Origin of the sequence: [Micrococcus luteus] ATCC 49442, assembly GCF_010367585.1 — a bacterium.
GTDB lineage: Bacteria > Actinomycetota > Actinomycetes > Actinomycetales > Micrococcaceae > Arthrobacter > Arthrobacter luteus_A.
Genome location: NZ_JAAAXP010000001.1, coordinates 4,324,422 through 4,341,338 on the forward strand (window position 1 = coordinate 4,324,422; position 16,917 = coordinate 4,341,338).

Annotated in this window: 14 protein-coding genes and 1 pseudogene; 7 read left to right on the top strand and 8 right to left on the bottom strand. The window is 60.8% G+C overall.

From position 1 onward, the window contains the following. Positions 1-594: 594 nt before the first annotated feature. Positions 595-1,704, top strand: a complete 1,110-nt coding sequence (locus GUV69_RS19685; RefSeq protein ID WP_164205469.1) for a CgeB family protein — start codon at positions 595-597, stop codon at positions 1,702-1,704. 488 nt (positions 1,705-2,192) lie between these two features. Here the strand turns inward: GUV69_RS19685 and GUV69_RS19690 are convergent, their stop codons facing one another. From GUV69_RS19690 to GUV69_RS19715, 6 genes and pseudogenes are all read right to left on the bottom strand, one after another. Continuing rightward, entirely contained in the window at positions 2,193-2,963 is a 771-nt protein-coding gene (locus GUV69_RS19690) for an ATP-binding protein (protein WP_164205471.1), read from the bottom strand. After that, positions 2,960-4,511 (bottom strand): annotated as a pseudogene (gene istA, locus GUV69_RS23535) (IS21 family transposase). The gene GUV69_RS19690 and the pseudogene istA overlap by 4 nt, the downstream one beginning before the upstream one ends. Positions 4,512-5,093: 582 nt before the next feature. Continuing rightward, positions 5,094-7,100: an acyltransferase family protein gene (locus tag GUV69_RS19700; protein WP_280113768.1), complete on the bottom strand. Its 2,007-nt coding sequence runs from the start codon at positions 7,098-7,100 to the stop codon at positions 5,094-5,096. A gap of 714 nt (positions 7,101-7,814) precedes the next feature. Continuing rightward, complete coding sequence (locus GUV69_RS19705) at positions 7,815-9,125, bottom strand: hypothetical protein (protein WP_164198706.1); 1,311 nt, start codon at positions 9,123-9,125, stop codon at positions 7,815-7,817. Positions 9,126-9,669: 544 nt separating this feature from the next. After that, entirely contained in the window at positions 9,670-10,149 is a 480-nt protein-coding gene (locus GUV69_RS19710) for a transposase (RefSeq protein WP_164205476.1), read from the bottom strand. A 57-nt stretch (positions 10,150-10,206) separates the two neighbouring features. Then, the gene (locus GUV69_RS19715; RefSeq protein WP_164205478.1) at positions 10,207-10,545 is read right to left on the bottom strand and encodes a hypothetical protein; all 339 of its coding nucleotides are present in this window, start codon (positions 10,543-10,545) and stop codon (positions 10,207-10,209) included. Positions 10,546-10,577: 32 nt separating this feature from the next. Here GUV69_RS19715 and GUV69_RS23455 point away from each other — a divergent pair, with 32 nt between their 5' ends. Then, positions 10,578-10,703, top strand: coding sequence for a hypothetical protein (locus GUV69_RS23455; RefSeq protein WP_280113769.1), 126 nt, complete (start codon positions 10,578-10,580; stop codon positions 10,701-10,703). Here the strand turns inward: GUV69_RS23455 and GUV69_RS19720 are convergent. Beyond that, entirely contained in the window at positions 10,690-10,908 is a 219-nt protein-coding gene (locus GUV69_RS19720; protein ID WP_164205480.1) for a transposase, read from the bottom strand. The genes GUV69_RS23455 and GUV69_RS19720 overlap by 14 nt on opposite strands. On the opposite strand from GUV69_RS19720, the gene GUV69_RS19725 reads away from it, so the two are divergent. From GUV69_RS19725 to GUV69_RS19745, 5 genes are all read left to right on the top strand, one after another. Continuing rightward, on the top strand, positions 10,889-11,119 hold the full coding sequence (locus GUV69_RS19725) for a hypothetical protein (protein WP_164205482.1): 231 nt from the start codon (positions 10,889-10,891) through the stop codon (positions 11,117-11,119). The two genes, GUV69_RS19720 and GUV69_RS19725, sit on opposite strands and share 20 nt — an antisense overlap. A gap of 1,115 nt (positions 11,120-12,234) precedes the next feature. Then, positions 12,235-13,398: an acyltransferase family protein gene (locus GUV69_RS19730; RefSeq protein ID WP_164205484.1), complete on the top strand. Its 1,164-nt coding sequence runs from the start codon at positions 12,235-12,237 to the stop codon at positions 13,396-13,398. A 98-nt stretch (positions 13,399-13,496) separates the two neighbouring features. Further along, a complete protein-coding gene (locus tag GUV69_RS19735; RefSeq protein WP_164205486.1) occupies positions 13,497-13,673 on the top strand; it encodes a hypothetical protein in 177 nt (58 codons plus the stop codon). A 178-nt stretch (positions 13,674-13,851) separates the two neighbouring features. Next, on the top strand, positions 13,852-14,007 hold the full coding sequence (locus GUV69_RS19740; RefSeq protein WP_164205487.1) for a hypothetical protein: 156 nt from the start codon (positions 13,852-13,854) through the stop codon (positions 14,005-14,007). 411 nt (positions 14,008-14,418) lie between these two features. Continuing rightward, positions 14,419-14,634, top strand: a complete 216-nt coding sequence (locus tag GUV69_RS19745; RefSeq protein ID WP_164205490.1) for a hypothetical protein — start codon at positions 14,419-14,421, stop codon at positions 14,632-14,634. A gap of 10 nt (positions 14,635-14,644) precedes the next feature. Here the strand turns inward: GUV69_RS19745 and GUV69_RS19750 are convergent, their stop codons facing one another. Continuing rightward, complete coding sequence (locus GUV69_RS19750; protein ID WP_164205492.1) at positions 14,645-16,912, bottom strand: ATP-binding cassette domain-containing protein; 2,268 nt, start codon at positions 16,910-16,912, stop codon at positions 14,645-14,647. Positions 16,913-16,917 lie beyond the last annotated feature (5 nt).

Sequence of the window (16,917 nt, forward strand, 5' to 3'; positions counted from 1 at the left end):
GCGCCCTCGATTTCACCTCAGCGCTGCACGTGCTGGTCATACTGTCCTTTATGCATTACGGAATTGGACCCTGAAACCGAGGCCCGCATGGTTCGGCGACGGAATAAGTCTAGCTTGCCCTCTGCATTGGCGGAGCAGTGGTGTGTAGTGGGTGGATCTACGATGGGTGGCAATGCTTAGGTGCGGACAGCGCCTGCCGCGATGGTTTGCAGTGGCACTCAGTGTTGGGGCGGCTATGGGCGTTAACTTGCTTGAGTTGACTCGCCAGGAACACCAAAGAGCGGCTCTCTCTCAGCGACAATGGCAAAGCAGGGATGAGCGAGCCATGCTGCGAATCACTCGTACCCATCCCTGAGGCCGGGATCATCTACAAGTTATGGCTGTTACGACTGATAGATTGCATGAACCCTGTGTTGGCATCGCGACCCCGCTAACCGATCCCTGAATGAGGTGGGGCCTCAGTAGTGATCTTTGGACCTGTAACAAATCCGTCAGGCGACATGAAGCTCTTCGCAATTTTCGCCAGCGCCACCTGATAACTTAGTGCCACATCGATGCCATCGTTGCCCCGCTCCATCCCATGTGAAGCGGTATGTGGTCAACACGACCTCTTTGAGTAAGGAGTCCATCCCTCCTACGGTCGAAATGAACTTTCCTGATCTCCGGGTGCTGGTAAGGTGGGAGCGATTTTCTAAGCTCACATACGGGGGAGGCGCCATGCGCGTTGGTGTTATTGGTCCGATGGATCTGGACAGTTTCGCAGACAATGTTTTCGATTGCCTCGAATCGATGGGAATAGATGCGGTCCACCTCGGAACTCCCCGCCCCGTTTTCCGGTTGAGTAAGCTTTCGGCTGCCTACGACTTCGCGGCCAGAGCGCTCCCTGCAATCGACGAGCGGGTCCAATCGTCGCTTGCAAAGAAGGCTGTGGAGTATGAATGCGACCTTGTCATCAGTACGCAGTCAGAGATACTGCCCGGCACGGTGGCGGATATCCGTGCTGCCGGCATCCCTATAGTTCTGTGGTTCCCGGACGCTGTTTCCAACCTTGGCCGTCAGCTTATGTTCGCGGCCGACTATTCCAGGCTATACATGAAAGACCCACTGCTGGTGGAGAGAGTCGGCTCCGTGACGGGAAAATCCGTCGCGTATCTTCCCGAAGCGTGCAATCCACGCTGGCATAAGCCGGACGAGATCCCCTATGGCACGAAACCCGGCATGGTACTTGCTGGCAATATGTACCCGACTCGGGTTCTGCTACTGAACCGGCTCATTTCTGCCGGAGTCCCTCTACGATTGTATGGTGCTGGGTTCCCATCATGGATGCCTAAGGGTCCGGCCATGAACGCCTACCAGAATGAGTTTGTGGTCCGGAGCGACAAAGCGCAAGTCTTCCGTCAAGCAACGGCAGTGCTGAACAACCTTCATCCTAGCGAGCTCACGTCTGTTAACTGCCGGCTCTTCGAAGCCGCGGGAAGCGGTGCAGCAGTTATTACTGAATACCGGCCTGCCTTGAATGACCTGTTCGATGTTGGCAGCGAGGTCTTAGCCTTCTCTAACTTTGACGAGCTAATGGGTCACTGGCAAGATCTTGCTAGTGACCCGGAGCTAGGTGCCAAAATCGGTCATGCTGCTGCAGTGCGTGCAGTTGCAGAGCACACATATCAGCACCGACTCAGGGTTATCTTGGAGGATGTCGCTTAGCAGCAAGAGACAAAGTCCTCACCCCCCTCATTGGTGCTGGCGATGGCGGCATCCTCGTCTTCATCGCGCAGACAAAGAGCTCCCTTCACCAGCTCGTTCGGTGCCGCAGCTGTAAAATTCCGCTCCATCACATCGTTACGAGCTAGCGTCCTAGACTTCCCAGCTAGTTCCGGTCTCGGAGAACAGGGGTATACAGCGTGTTTCCTGCCGCACGAACGCTTGCATCGGTTCTTGCGCTGATGTCGATCTCTGAAACTTCGTTTGCGATGAACCGGCACAAGGCTGGGTCGTCGGAGTGGATGTCGCCGGTGGTACAGACTAGGTTGGGTATCTCTCGCGTTCCGTTCCATTACCGTGTGTCAATGGCCATTTGTTTCTGCCCACGGACGGCCAGTTAGCGTGCCCGCTGGTGGCCAGTAAACTGACCGGTGATGGCCAACAGATCTGCCCACTGAGTGGTTTGGCGGGGTTGGCCATCCTTGGGTTGGTTAGTTCAGTCGGGTGACTCCTTTTCCTGCGAGGGCTTGGGTGAGGCGGACGGAATCGCCGCTGGTCTGGCAGACGTGGGCGTGGCGCAGGAGCCGGTCAACGGTGGCGGTGGCAAGGGTTTTGGGCATGAGCTCATCCAAGCCGGCGGGGTGTAGGTTGGAGCTGAACGCGACGGACCGTTTTTCGTAGGCTGCGTCCACGACCCGGTAGAGCCCTTCGGTGGCGTCCGTGGCCACCGGCAACAGGCCAATATCGTCAATGACCACGAGCTCGGCGCGGAGGGATCCGGGCGACAGCGCGGGCGACGCTGTCATCGATGCGGTGGGCGCGGATGAGCCTGAACCAGCGACCCGCGTCCCGGCTTCGACGGCTTGCTGGCCGAGGGCTTCGAGGAAGAACGTCTTCCCGGTCCCGGAAGGTCCGCAGACGACCAGGTTTTCCCGCCGGTTGATCCATTCCAAGGTCCGCAGGGCTTGCTGGGTCGGGGCCGGGATGGAGGGCGCTGCCGGGTCCTGTGCCTCGAAGGTCTTCCCGGTCGGGAACCCTGCTGCTTTGCGGCGGGAGCCGAGCATGGACCGGGCCCGGCCGGCGGCTTCTTCGGTGAAGAGGGCTTTGATGATCTCGGTTGGTTCCCAGCGCTGGGCGCGGGCGGTCGCGATCAGGTCCGGTGCGAGTGCCCGGGCGTGGGGCATTTTCAGGGACCGCATCAGGGTCTCCAGGTCCGCCGGCAGCGGCGGAGCGGCGGTGCTGGTCGTGGTGACGGGGCTCATCGGGCCTCCTCCGTGGCGGTGTTCTTGGTGATGGTGTTGGGTGTGGTGTTAAGGGCTGGGTTGCCGATCGCGGCCCACGCGCCGGTTCCATGGGCCAGCGAGGTCGCTTCGTTGGCGGTGTGGGTGGTGGTGCGGCGGATGTTGGCATTCAGGATCGAGGCGAGGACCGGATGCGCAAAGCGGCCGTGGAGTGCGGCGTCGCCGAGGGCGCGGTCGACTTGGTCGGTGCCGGCGATTTTGGCCAGGGTGACGGCTTCGGCCATTTTCACGTTCATCCGGGCCGTTCCGGCGGCGGCGCCCTCGATCAGCCAGGTTCTGGCGCCTTCGCCGATCGCAAGGAAGGCTGCCTCATCGGCGCTGCGGGCCCTGACCTCGTAGTCTCAGGGGGACCCTGGTCTTGGTGTGGGAAGTGTTCATCGTTGATGGCGGGGCTGCCGGGCCGTGCGCGGTCCTGGCGGGCGACTTCGACCGGACCGCCGGTGCCGTGGTGGACGATGATGACCTGCTCGCCGGGCCCGGCACCGTGGGTGCGGACGAACACCCGGGCCCGAGCAAGTGGGCCGGGACGGAGTATGGGGCGTTTTCGAAGGTGACCATCGGCGTGTTCTCCGGGACCCTGCGGGCGAGACCGAACGCGACCGTGTGGGCAGTCTCCGGGATCCGGTGCAACCGCGGGGCTTCCTCAACCAGCATGGCCGCGGGTTTACGCCGCGTCACCCGGTGCTCACGGTGATTGACCTCGTCCATGAACACCAGACAAACGGCCTCAAGTTCCGCGAACGTGGCGTATTCACCGCGGAGGTTGGTGACTTTAGGCTGAGGTCAGCCTTGGCGAGATTCACGGACGCTTTCACCCCGCCTTTGGTGGTCGGGACCGCGGGCTGACAGGTCAGCACGGTCACCCCGTAGTGCCGGGCGAAATCCAGGGTCTGCTGGTTCCTCACCGGGACCCCGGCAACATGGGCGGTGGCGACCGTCTTCTCGTTGTCCGTGAGCACATACGTTGGTGCTCCGCCGAGGATCCGGAAGCACCGGTCCAGGGCCGCGAACACGCTCGGCGCCGCCCGGTCCTTCAGCTGGATCACGACGCGGAACCGGGAGAACGCCAGCCAGGCCACGAACAAGATCGTCTTCACCCCGCAGATCCGGGCCCGTCGCCGAAGTCGTACTGCAACCACATCCCCGGCTTGGTGATCCAAGGCCGGTGGACGCGGGTACGGCCCAGCCGCCTTGCCGCTTTGACCTGCGCAGTCGAGCGGCGGGTGGACCGTTCCGACCACCTGTAGCCCAGAGCGAGGAGCTTCTCGTGGGCCTTATCGGCGTGGATACGGGCCTTGGAAGTCTCGTCCATTCCTCGATCTTGGGCAGGTACGGGTCGGTGAACCGGCCGCGGGCCGCGGGTTCCCCGATCGGCCGGCCGGGGTCGCGGGCCTGGACGTGTTTGGCAACAGTGTGGTGCGAGCAGCCCGTGAGCTCCGCGGTCGCCCGCAACGACCTGGTCAGATCCCAGGCAGCAAGACTTTCCATGATTTCTCTGTCAGACTTCATACAGGGCCGCCTCCTGGTTCGCTTGCTGCGCTTAGACACCGTCGTCAAACCCCAGGGAGAGGCCCCCACCGCATAAGGACGCTGTCGGTTCAGTAAGGAAGTGGGCAGATCTCATGGCCACCGGCGGGCAGTTTTAATTGCCGTCAGTGGGCACTTTCGTGGCCGCCTATGGGCAGTTTTTCATGGCCGCTAACAACCGTGCTGGCTTCCAGGGGAAATGATCTTGCTTGGCCGAACTTGTAGCCTTCAGGTCACCGCCGTGGACCACCCTTGGGCACAAGATCTGTGATCACCTGCTGGTAGATCATTTGGGATTGAAGTCCCCGGGCCAGATATGCAGCAGAAACAGTTCGGCACAGATACTTGTTTCTCTGTCTCTGCTCCAGTTTTGCGCTGGTAACCCAGCGTTTTCAACGTCACCCCGGAATTCTTCGCAATTTGCGCCAGCCCCGCCTTACCTCAAAGGGCACGTCGATGACATCTTGGCTGAAGGCCGTCGCAAAGCACGTGGCAATGCCGGCGGTATTCCACAGGCAACAGCTGGATTAGAGCTAACAAAACCAGGGAAGCCCCTCTCTGTGGTTACTTCCGAACCGGCTGGGGTTGCGCGAACACTTCTGGAACCTCGTCTACGAACTGCCGCACCACCCCCTCCGCGATATAGTTTGAGTAAGATTTTGAGATATGGTGCCGGTCGTAGTACATCAGAACGCCGTCATGAACAGCCGGGCAAACCCCGCTCACGCAGAAGTGGTGGGTCAGATCTATGGAGTGGAAGTTCTCGTTCGCATTATCGAATGCCCGCGCCGGGTCGACGGTCTCTAAGAGCTCCGCCTGGTCGATCGCGCACTTTTCCGCGTCGGTTTGATTTTTCCACACGCATGCGTTCTGGTAGAAACCGAAGCGGGGGTTGTCGCGGACCGCAATGATTTGCACACCGCCCGCGGCGATCTCCTCCCATTGCTTGGTGTCATGGAGGTAAACCTCCTCTTCCGCGCCGCTTCCTGAACTAGATGTCTTGGTGGAGTTCATCACAAGCACATCTGCATTGGTCTCGGAAACAACAGCCGCAAGGTCATCCTGCCCAAATCGCGTGACTACACGAAAACCCTCTTGCTTTCCAAGCTTGTCTATAATGTCGTACCACTGTGCGGAATGGGATGCCCCTACCATGACGATCAACTTTTCTGCGTTCGGATCGCCGCCGATGCAGTTCCGCGCAAGGCAGTCTATGCCCGTGGGTCGGTTCAGATCGATCGTGACAAAAGCCTCTAGCGGTATCTCGGTGTCGTCTTGGATTGTGAGTGCCACCGGCAGGTCGACATGGTCTATGCTTCCCTTCTGACCAGCTGCGGCATAGACGATTCCTTGCCGTAAAATCAGGCCAAGGCCGACCACGGCCATTACGAAAGTAAGCTGAATAATCAGCCGCCGCACGGGCCAATTGATTGGGCGCTTGTTTAGCGGGTCTTCTACAAACCGTTTAGTAAGTACGGCGAGCACAACCGCAATTGCAATGACGACGACTCCGCTCAATAGGTTGAGCTGGGTTGTGCCCAGCAAGTGGTGCGTGAAGACAAGGACGGGCCAGTGCCAGAGATAAATTGTGAATGAAAAGCTGCCGAAGTGGACGAGCGTCTTATTGGAAAGGGCCTTAGTAACGGCAGTCGGCTCAACTGATGCGCGTCCTGCCGAAATCAGTACGGCAGCGCAAAGCACTGGGATAAGAGCTACCCATCCTGGGAACGGGGCGACCGCGCCCAGCGTCAGGCCAAGGGTAGCCAAGATGGCTACCGCTGTGATGGTTAGGATGTTCCAAAGCACCGCACTTGATGCCTTTCCCAGCGCTGTTAACTTGGGGTAGACCATCGCGACTAGAGCCCCGGCTAGGAATTCCCAAAGGCGAGCGAACGGGTGAAAATATGCTTCGTTGGGTTGGACTTGGGTGAGATACAACGAGAACATGAGGGAAGTCGCCGCCATGGCAGCAGTCCCCCAGATAAGCGGCTTGACTGACTCTCTGCGGCGGGCGATGAATGCCAGAAACATGATGATGAAAGGCAAGACCAAGTAGAACTGCATTTGAATTGACAATGCCCAGAACTGCTGGAACTGGCTAGGAGGTGCCTCGCGCGCGAGGTAGTCAGCACCCATCCGGATAAGTTCAAGGTTTTCCAACTGGGCAGCGCTCGCTGCAAAGTCGTTAACGCCATACTTCCAGAGCGGGGCTGGAACAAATACGAGTGTCAATGCCAAAGTTAGGAATAGAACCGTGTATGCGGAAGGGAATACGCGCTTGAAGATTCGTGACCAGAATTGAGTCGGGCGCACCATGCCAGTCGCGGCAAGGCTGCGGAGGAGTGTCGTCGTGATCAGGAACCCGGAGATGACGAAGAATACGTCGACACCGCCGGAGACGCGGCTAAGCCAGATATGATAGATCATGATGAGAAGTGCGCTGATGGCACGTATGCCCTGAATATCATTTCGGTAAAACGACTCCGAATATGAGGCGAATAATGACCGCCTGGGGTCTCTCGGTTCTGACCGCGTTTCGATTGCCACTTGACTCAAAGCCCGACTCACCATTTCGTTATGTTCCCGCCCCCGGACAATACGGAATACAGACTACCCCAGGTGTTTAGGCTCCCTGTTTCCGCGTGGCTGTTACGTGGTGTCGCACCAAAAAATGCCGAAGTGTGGTTCGACGGCTTTTGACCAAGGCTACTCGTAGCATCAAGCCCCGCCGACGGCAGTAGCCTCATCACCGGCGACGCGATAGCCGCCTAAGGGAAGGGGCAAGGGGAACCGCCCCCGAGTTATGGTTGCCAGGGCATCTACTTTGGCCGTGGATTTTACCTGGACAGATCAACCTGCGCACGTCGAAATGTCGATCACATCGTACATGGGATTCGTACAAATTCTCACCTGCCGTGCCACGCCGAGACTTACGTGGCCAATGGGACGCACGCCGCGCGACTCGTCCCAACGGCTGAAATTTTAGATGCAGCGGCCGCCGCCTTCCAGGACGGCGGAGACGGGCGGCACTGCTAGTGCGCTGCATCTGCAGCGCCGTACTCTCGGACTGGAAGCGACGGCCTGCGGGTCATCGCCGACCATGAGACGGTAAGGCCAGGCAGGAACAGTTGTACTACGGCATGGGGACGCTAGCGGTGATTGGGTAAAGTAGAAGTCGTTCTTTAGCCTCTCATGGGTGGCTGAGCAACGTTGCCGATACAGGGGAGCGGTAGTCGTTCGATAGGACGAAGGCAGCGAGGCGGAAGCATAAGTAGGTTTTCAGTCCTACTCTACGGGGGTCGCTGACCATGTGGCGATGCCGTCTACTCCTCCTACGTTAATGGACGCCGTCCCGCCAAGCACCCAACCTTCCAAGGAAATGTCCATGGTGGTAAATGGCGCGCCTGAAATGAACGTTGATGCGTGAACGTGTCCATTAAACTCACCCGAACATACTTGGGTCATATAACTGGACGCAGCGAGCTTCAGCACTGTCATGCCCGATGAGACGAGTTTGCAGTCCAGGCTGAGAAGGAGTTTCCCCGAACTTGGGAACCTTACTGTCATTTTCAGGTCCGGACTGATAACCACATATCCTGTGCTGGCAATGGGATAGCTGGCTGCGGTCCCGGTTCCGAAGTGTTTGACCTGCACCCCGACGCGGTTGGGTTCCCTGTTGGGCGCCATGGGTATTGCTGCCGGGATGCGCGAAGGTCCGCCGGCAGAGGTCCACAACGACAGTATCTTGGCGGGAATTGCGGTAGTGACTGCGGTCGTGTATAACTCCCAGACCGCGTAGTCGCCAACTAGTGGGATAGCTGCTGCGTCTATCACGTCCCTCACGAGAACGCCGTCAACGTACATGGAGACAGCGTTGCGGATTCGGTCTACGGTCACTTCCAGATAGCGGATACCGGTAAGGTCCCCCACGCTGATGCTTGTGTTGTTCACCTCGCCTCTCTCATACCGGGCGTTGCTGACCGAGCCGTTGGGGCTGACGATATTATGGACGCCTGCGGGGACGCCGTTTGAGCCGCCGACCCATGAGTTTTGTGGGAGGACAAAAACCACGCGCCCGTTGGTGTTGGATGCAAACTCAACCACGAGGCCGATGCGGTCGATGCCGCCGGCGAATGGTCCGGCTTGCATGTAGACGCCGCCTTGTCCGTTGTGGGGGGGTGTGTAGCTGATTTTCCCGTCTGTTATGACTGGAGTCGCATAGCCCCACGTTTTTATTGCTTCACCAGTGGACATCGCTGTGACTGGTCCGTTGGCGAAGTCTCGGGGGTCCAGGTAGGCTCTCATCTTCCCGGCATAAGTGACCGCTAGGTCAGGAAGTTGGGCGGGGACAATCTTTCCATCCGCGTCTAAGGTTGCCACACCAGAAGGTTGAGCCTTTTCAGCAATCGGAATATAGGTGTTAGGTGCAGTCTCATCGCTGGTGCTGGCTTGGCCGCTGTCAGCACCTATTACTGATATAGCGGAAGCCCCTGTGAGCGCAGTTATCAGGGTTCCTAACCGGAGCAACCCTCGGCGCTTGAGGCCGGACCTGAGCAGGGACGCCGATGGCTCCTCATAACTAATTTCTTTGACCATGCTCAGAAGTTATTTGCCTGAAGTCGTTTTGACCACCGTGTCAATTACGCGTCTTTCGGCAAAAAGAATACTCACATGGTGGGAAGCGCTACTCGACTCTGGCGGTCGCGGGCGGAGGACCATGGAACATGGCTAGGTGAACCGTAGAACCAGGAGCCCGGCCGCCAGGAGGGGCATTCAGCCGCACCACGGCGCGAAACGTCAGAAAGCAGAGCATTACCAGGGGGAGGAGCGGCCAGACCAAGTAGGACTACTCCTCCCCGGTTAGGGCCTAGGAGGCTACTGAATTACGTGGCTGTGGGGCGGGCGGAACGCCACCAATGGGCCGTTTAGCGGCGTGTTCTGGTCAGCACCTTGGGTGCAACAACGGGGTCGTTCCGCCCGCTTGGTTTCATTCTGCCCCTGATATGTGGCGCCATCCAGGGGTTTTTTGATGGGCCGGGTTCGGGCGGTTGGTTCATCCCAGCGCCCATGAGCCCTCGTTACTGGTCAGTCCGAGGTTGAGCAGTCGTCGCAGGTTCAGTCCCGCGATCCGGGGCTGGAGTCAGGCGTTGTTTCGGCTGATGCTGCGGTGCCGAACGCGGCGGTTGCCGCGGGTTAGCCAGGCCATGGACCGCTCGACCATCGGCCGGTGCGTGCGGTAGTCGTCCTGGAAGGCCGGATCCGAGGCGCGTTGACGGTGTTCGCGCTGCAGCGCGTCGTGTTCGTGGAGTTCGAGTTTGCGTCCCCGCGGTGAGGCGGTGCACCGGGCCCGGAGTGGGCAGCCGGTGCAGGCGGCGCCGAACGTAACCCGCCGTTTGACGGTGATGGTCTTGGTGATGCCGTTCGGGCAGGTCCCGGTCCCGGCCGCTTCATCGACGATTAAGTCACCGAGGGTGAACCCGCCTTCGATGGCAGGGCGCAGCGGCCATGGCTTGATCACGGGGTTATGGCCGGTGCGGGCGAGAGCGGCGAGCATCTCCCCGGAACCGTAGGCCGAATCGGCCAGGACGTCCACGCTGGTGTTGGTGATCGCGGGATCCATGCCGATCAGCCGGGCACCGACGGCTCCGTCGCTGTTCTCTGGAACCGGAGGCCTTGGTCAGTTCCGCGGCGGTGATGAGCCCGGTGTCAGGCTCGATGACGATGTGTGTTTGAATCCGCCCTTCTGGCGGGCCCGGGTTTTGTGCGCGCGCCGGGTGTCCGGGTCCACGGTGGAGATCAGCCGGTCCGGGGCGACCTTGCGGGCGATCCGCCACCTCCCATCCCTCCCGTCCGAGTCCTCAGCCGGTTCCACGTCCTGCCCGGCAACCAAGGCCAGCAGCGCATACGCATCAGCGGGCTTACCCTCCAAAGTTCCGGGATCGACCGCGGCGAGCAGGGCCAGGGCGTCGGTGACCAGCGCGGAGATCAGCCGTCTTTGGAGTCCTGGTCCTCCCAAGCGATGTCCGGTTTGCCGGTTTGGGTGTAGCCATGCCCCCTCGCGTGGGTGGCGACCAGCTCCTGTCCGTCGGGAACGTCGCGGCCGAAGCGGCGGACCGCGTCGATCAGCTGCGTGATCGTGTCTTGCCGAGCGACGGCGTCATCAAGGACCGTTGAATCCCTGCCCGGGGGCGCATGCCCTGCAGCACCCCGGTCTCGGCGCTTCCATGATCCGGTGCGGGTTCTTCGATGCCGCCAGCCGCAGCCGCCAGTAGGTCAGCGTGCTCGGATGGAACGCCGTGTCGGTCAGCCCATAGCCGCACGCGGTCTTCCACCGCAGATCAAACTCGTTGTAGGAGGCGATGATCAGCTCCTTGATCACCGCGGGCAGGCTGTTGACCACGGCCGGGGCCCTGACCCCCATCTTCCTCTGGATGGTCCCGCTGGCGGTGATCGCCGTCGTAGTCCTTTTCTTCGTCAAGGAGAAGGCACTTGCCATCACGGTGGAACACGACGTCCTGTCCGAATCGATCAGCGAAGGCAACATCGTGATCACCGCCGACGACGATGAGGTTGCCACCGCCTCACGGTAGTGACCAAAACACCGAAGTTGCCAGATTGCCCCGTTGATTGCCGATAGCTGGAGAGATCGCGGGCTGTTGCTGTCCGACACATAACAGGGCAGGCCGAGTTAGGAACTTATTAGGACCCTCGTAGACCTGCAGATGGCCTCGCGCTTCTGCCCAGCGCTGGGGTTCAGCTTTCTACGACGTCCGTGGTGAATTTCACGACGTCTACAGCCGTATAAGCCACAACAGCCTGGCGCACAAGCTCGTCCCGGAAGTTGAAAGTCCCATCCATAACGCGGGACACCGCTCCAAACCTCGGACACGGTTCCATGTTCCGGACAGAGTGATACTCGACGAGTTGGAAATCGAAACATCCACGATGTGAGTGCTCCGTCAAAAGTCCGTACTGCCACGACTTGGCTCATGATCGAAATTCATATGCGCACTTTCCGGACCGTTGTTTGCGAGGATTGCCAGCAATCTTGATCCAACCTTTGAGAAAGCTTCAGCAAGCCTTGAGGCTGTCTGTGTCAACTGGGTACAAAAGACTTGAAGGAACAACATGTTGAGAAAACTGCTCCAAGCATTCCTGCCCCGTCCCGGCAGTTGCCACTACTGCCGAATGCCGCTCCCCAGGGACCAAGCTGACTTTTGCTCCAATCCCTGCCGAGACGAGTGGGATTACTATGTGCACTACTAGCGTCGAAATGGGGTAGGCCACTTCTCGTGTGTTAAGCGTGGCCCAGTCTTATGTTTAGATCATGGACAGCAAGACAAGACTCCAAGCTGCCTTATTCGGCATCAGGTCTGGCGTCGTATGGGTTGCTGACGACGCCATTGTGACCCGCCGGCATGGTGACATTCTTGTGGAAGGCTGGGTTGGCCACCGGGTAGTTTCAGTTCTCGTTCGCCGGCACAGCACTGGAACTGCGCGGGCCATCTGGGAGAAGCTCAATGAGCTTGCCGTGGATGACGAGACCACACTACCGGTGCGAACCCCGGACAAACATTCGTTAACACCTCGAAGGCGGCGACGTTATAGGCACTTTCTCTGACCGGCTGAGAGGTAAATGCCTTTCCCGTTCCCTGTCGTAGTCCTATCGGACCTACCGGTCTTATGGGCCCGCTATGCTGGGCCCATGACTATTGGGGGAACTGTCGGCGCAGTCGCGCCTGCCAGAAAAAAACTCGCACTGCACCAGCTCACAGGCATCCGGTTTATCGCCGCGCTATGGGTCGTGCTGTTCCACTTCCAGTTCCAGATTCTGGGGATTCTGCCTGAGGCTGGGAGCCTCAGGGGGGTGTTCAATGCCGGAGACATGGCTGTTGACCTGTTCTTCGTGCTGAGCGGATTCATCATCAGCTACCAGTACATGGGTAAGTTCACTTCCGGGGCAGGGGACTACAAGTCATTCTTGTGGAAGCGGCTGGCAAGGATATACCCCGTACACATCGCCATGCTCGGCGCTTTCGTGCTGTTGTTGGTCGCAGGCAAGGCGGTAGGTGCTAGCGCTGGTGATCCGTCGCTATTCACCATGGGGGGTGCCGTCAAGGAGGTCCTGCTGATCCGAGTATGGTTCGGCGCGGATCTGGGCTGGAACTACCCGGCATGGTCCCTCAGTGCGGAGTGGTTGGCGTACCTCCTCTTCCCCTTGATTGCGAACGTCGTTGCCTACGTCAGCGACCGCGGCCGGGCTGCCGTGCTGGCTCTGATGGGCTTTGTGGTCTGTGTCCAAGGTGTGGCAGCGTGGATCACAGGAAGTGACATGCCGATCCCCGTCGTGCGCGTTCTCGTTGGCTTCACGGTCGGTGTCGCGCTCTATTGCCTTTCACGGGACAAGAGTGCTTCAGTGAATGCGGGCTGGGTAGGTGCGTTACTCCTTGTTGGCCTCATCGTTCTCACTCCGGTATTCTCAGGAAGCCCCGCTCGATCCACAGTCGGGACTGCGCTGTCGGCCGGTGCGATCTACCTCCTCGCTACCGGGTCCGGCCCCGCCGTGCGGTTTCTGGGCTCGAAGGCATTGGAGTATGGAGGTCGGATCTCGTTCAGCATGTATCTCACGCATGTCTTTGTGATCATCGTTCTCGCCCGTATCTTTGAGGCTGACACCTGGGCTGATCGCCCCCTAGTCCTGAGGCTCGCAGTGGTGATAATCCATATAGGTCTCGCTGTCGGTGCCGGCTCTGCGGCCTACCACCTAGTGGAGAAACCTGCTCACAGCTACTTGACTGAAGCGTTGAACCGTAGACGTGCAAGCCGCAACCAAGCCGGCGGCAAAAGGGTGTCCTTGCAAGATGATTAACCGAGGACTAAGCTCCCATTCTCCTTTACAGGCATTGGGCCTCAGTCGTGCGCGCCGCGCGGGTCGTGGTAATCACCGACGCAGAGGCGGATCTGTGCATGAGTGCCGCCACGATCGACCGCCGACTGCCCCATGAACGGGCGAGGACGCCGCTGCACCGACGCTTCCACACCGAGCCCGGGTCGTTGCTGAGGGCACAGATCCCTATCCGGACCTGGGCCGGGTGGGACGACGCTGCACCGGGTTTTGTGGAGATCGATCTGGTCGCCTACTAAGGTGGCACCGGCCAGGGCGAGTTCTGCTGCACGCTGACCGTTACCGACATCACCAGAGGCTGGAGGGTGATTCGGTCCGTGCGCCACAAAGCCCAGAAGTGAGCTCTACCGTTACTGCCAGGAACACCAGATCACCTTTACCCAGTCCCGGCCCGGCAACAAGAACGACGCCGCGCACGTGGAGCAGAAGAACTGGTTCCGGGTCCGTGAACTCGTCGGCTACCGTACTTCCCTGACCCTCACCCCGTCCACGTACATGGAAATAGCACTTGGGGGCTCGGGCCACAGCAACCTCGAGGTATCGGGTGCCCGTAAGGTCGCCAACACTTGCTGATGCTGCTTACTTCGACGCCCTTGTGCCGGGCGTTTCTGACCATCCCGCTGGTGTTGACGATATTGTGGACGCCGTTTGAGCCGCCCAAGCATGAGTTGAGGGAGGACAAAAACCACACGCCCGTTGATGTCGAATGCAAAACTCGACCACGTAACCTATACGGTCGATGCCACGGGTGAACGGCCCGGCCTGCATGTTGACGCCGCCCCGCCCGTTCTTCGTGTGCGTTGCTTATCTCCCCAGTGGTGCCAGCGACGGCGAATCCCCAGGTCTGAACTGTCTCGCCGCCGGACATTTGCGTAACCGGCCCCGTAGCGAAGTCGCCGGGGTCCGGATGGGCGTCTATCTTCCCGGTAAGGGTCTTCTTGCCGGTGTTCAGAATCGTGTCAGACGCTATGTGCATTTGTCGGGATGTGTTGGCTGATCATCTCCGCCTACAACGACGCCCTGACCCCCATCTTCCTGTGGATGGTCCCGCTGGCGGTGATCGCCGTCGTCGTCCTCTTCTTCGTCAAGGAAAAGCCGCTCGCCACCACGGTGGAACACGACATCCGGTCCGAGGCGATCTCCGAAGGTAACATCCTCATCACCGCCGACGACGATGAGGTTGCCACCGCCTCACGCTAGGGCTCCTGATTCATAGCCGTCTCTTGCGGGTCATGGAGAGATGCAGCGCCCACGCCGTGAGCAGGAGCAGGACCAGCGACTGGACGCCAAGCAGGCCGATATCTGTGAGCCACTGCCCGGCACTGGGTTCGTAGAGCTGGTCCACTGTCGGTGCCGGGGGTCGCTGCAGCCCGACTGTAGCGGCCGTCGCCGCGTACCCGAAACGCGTCGGCAGCAGCCAGGAGACCTGCTCGATGCCGGCACGGCCGGCGATGGTGAACAACCCCCCGCACAGCACCAGTTGCGCCATCACCAGTGACACGAGTGCCGGCATGGTCTGTTCCGTCGACAGGGCTGCTGCGGACACGGTGAGCCCACCGATTGTCACGGTGACCCCCACCGCGGCCACCGCCACGGCCACCTCCAGGAGCCCGTTTCCGAGCAGCAGCGAATGATCGGGCCCGGGGTGTCCAAAAAGCGCAAGGACAGTGAACAGTACGCACTGGGCGCCGACCAGCAGGCCGAGCACCACCACTTTGCTGAGCAGGTAGGCCCATGGTGACAGCCCGACGGCGTGCTCCCGCCGGTATATGGGCCGTTCCACCACCAGCTCCCGCACGGAGAGGGCCAGGCCCATCACTGCTGCACCCACTACCAGGACCATGAGCTTTTGCTGGATCTGGGACAGGTCGCCCTGCGCCGCGCGGACGGAGAGTCCCGCGCCGCCCGGAAAGGTGTGCGCCAGCAGCGCGAGCAGCACGGGCATGCCCACCAGGAGGGCAACGAAGAGCCGGTCGGCCGCAACCACTGCCGCGTTCCGCCGGATCAGCGTCAGGAGCTGGCGCAAAGGTGCCTCCCGCGGCGGTGGCGGCGAGTCCGCGGCGGGAACCGGGGCGTCAGCCGCACCCGTGCCGCCCCCGTAGGCCTTGCGGGCAGGGGAGCGGGCGTACCTGCGGACCCAGGTCTGGTCCTCAAGGGCAGCAAACGCGGCCGGGTAGTCCTGCACGCCGAAGAACGGGAGCACGTCCCCAGGTGGTCCAAAAAACGCCACCCTCCCGCCACGGGCGAGGACGAGGATGCGGTCGCACTCACTGAGGGCCAACACGCTGTGCGTTACAACCAGGATCACCCGGCCGGCGTCCGCCAGGGAGCGCAGGCTTCGCATCACCTGCAGGTCCAGGCCCGGATCGAGCCCGGAAGTCGGTTCGTCCAGGAAGATCAGCTGCGGTGCGGTCAGCAGCTCGAGCGCAATCGAGGTCCGCTTGCGCTCGCCGTCCGAAAGCGAGTCGATGCGGTGATCAATCCGTTTCGAGAGGTTGACCTCGTCCACCACGCGGTTGACCCGGTCATCGCGTTCGGCCTTGCCAGTGTCCGGTGGGAGACGAAGCCGGGCAGCGAACTGGAGCGCGCGGCGGACGGTCAGCTGGCGGTGCAGGATGTCCTCCTGCGGCACCAGCCCCACCAGGAAGCGGAGCTGGGCGTACTCCGAATAAAGATCCCGGCCGTTCCAGGTCACCTTTCCCCGTGTCGCGGGCCGCAGCCCGGTAAGGGCTCCCAGCAGCGTGGACTTGCCGGCCCCGGACGGCCCGATCACTGCGACAAGCTGGCCTGCAGGGACGGTCAGGGACAGATCGTCGATCAGGTGGTCGCCGGATTTGGTGGTGATTTCCAGGTGCCGTGCACTGAACACAGGCCGTGTCGGCGCCGGATTGAGAAGGCCTGAACCGTCCCACGTCAGAGTGCACGTGCCAACCCCAATAAGGTCACCGGCGTGCAGCGGCGTTGCTCCCTCCACGCGCTTGCCGTTGAGAAAGGTGCCATTGAAGCTTGCAGCGTCGCGCAGGACCGCTCGTGCACCTATCTCGACGACGGCATGGCGGCGTGAGACCAGCGGGTCATCCACCGTGACATCGCAGGAGCGCGACCGTCCAATGGTCAGCACCCGCGGCGCAGTGGCCGGCCCGGTTGCTTTTGGCTCAAGCTGCAGCTCGGGCCCGTCGACGTGGCCCAACCGGAGGCGAAGCCCACCAGGTGGAAGGGGCATCGGCTGAGTCATCGCCCGGTCCGGGCCAAGGACCCACGTGCCGTTGTGACTGGCCTGGTCCGCCACCCACCAGTGGCCGTCGGAGTGCCTTATTTTGAGGTGCTCGCGGCTGACACGGTCGTCATCGAGGCGCACCTGCGCGCCCGCGTCCCGTCCCACCCGGACAGTCTCGGATGGCGTGAAGCTCCATTCATGCCCCCCGGAGCGGATGATCAGGCTCGTCCCCTCGGCTGACGGCTGAAGCTGGTCCGGCATGGCAT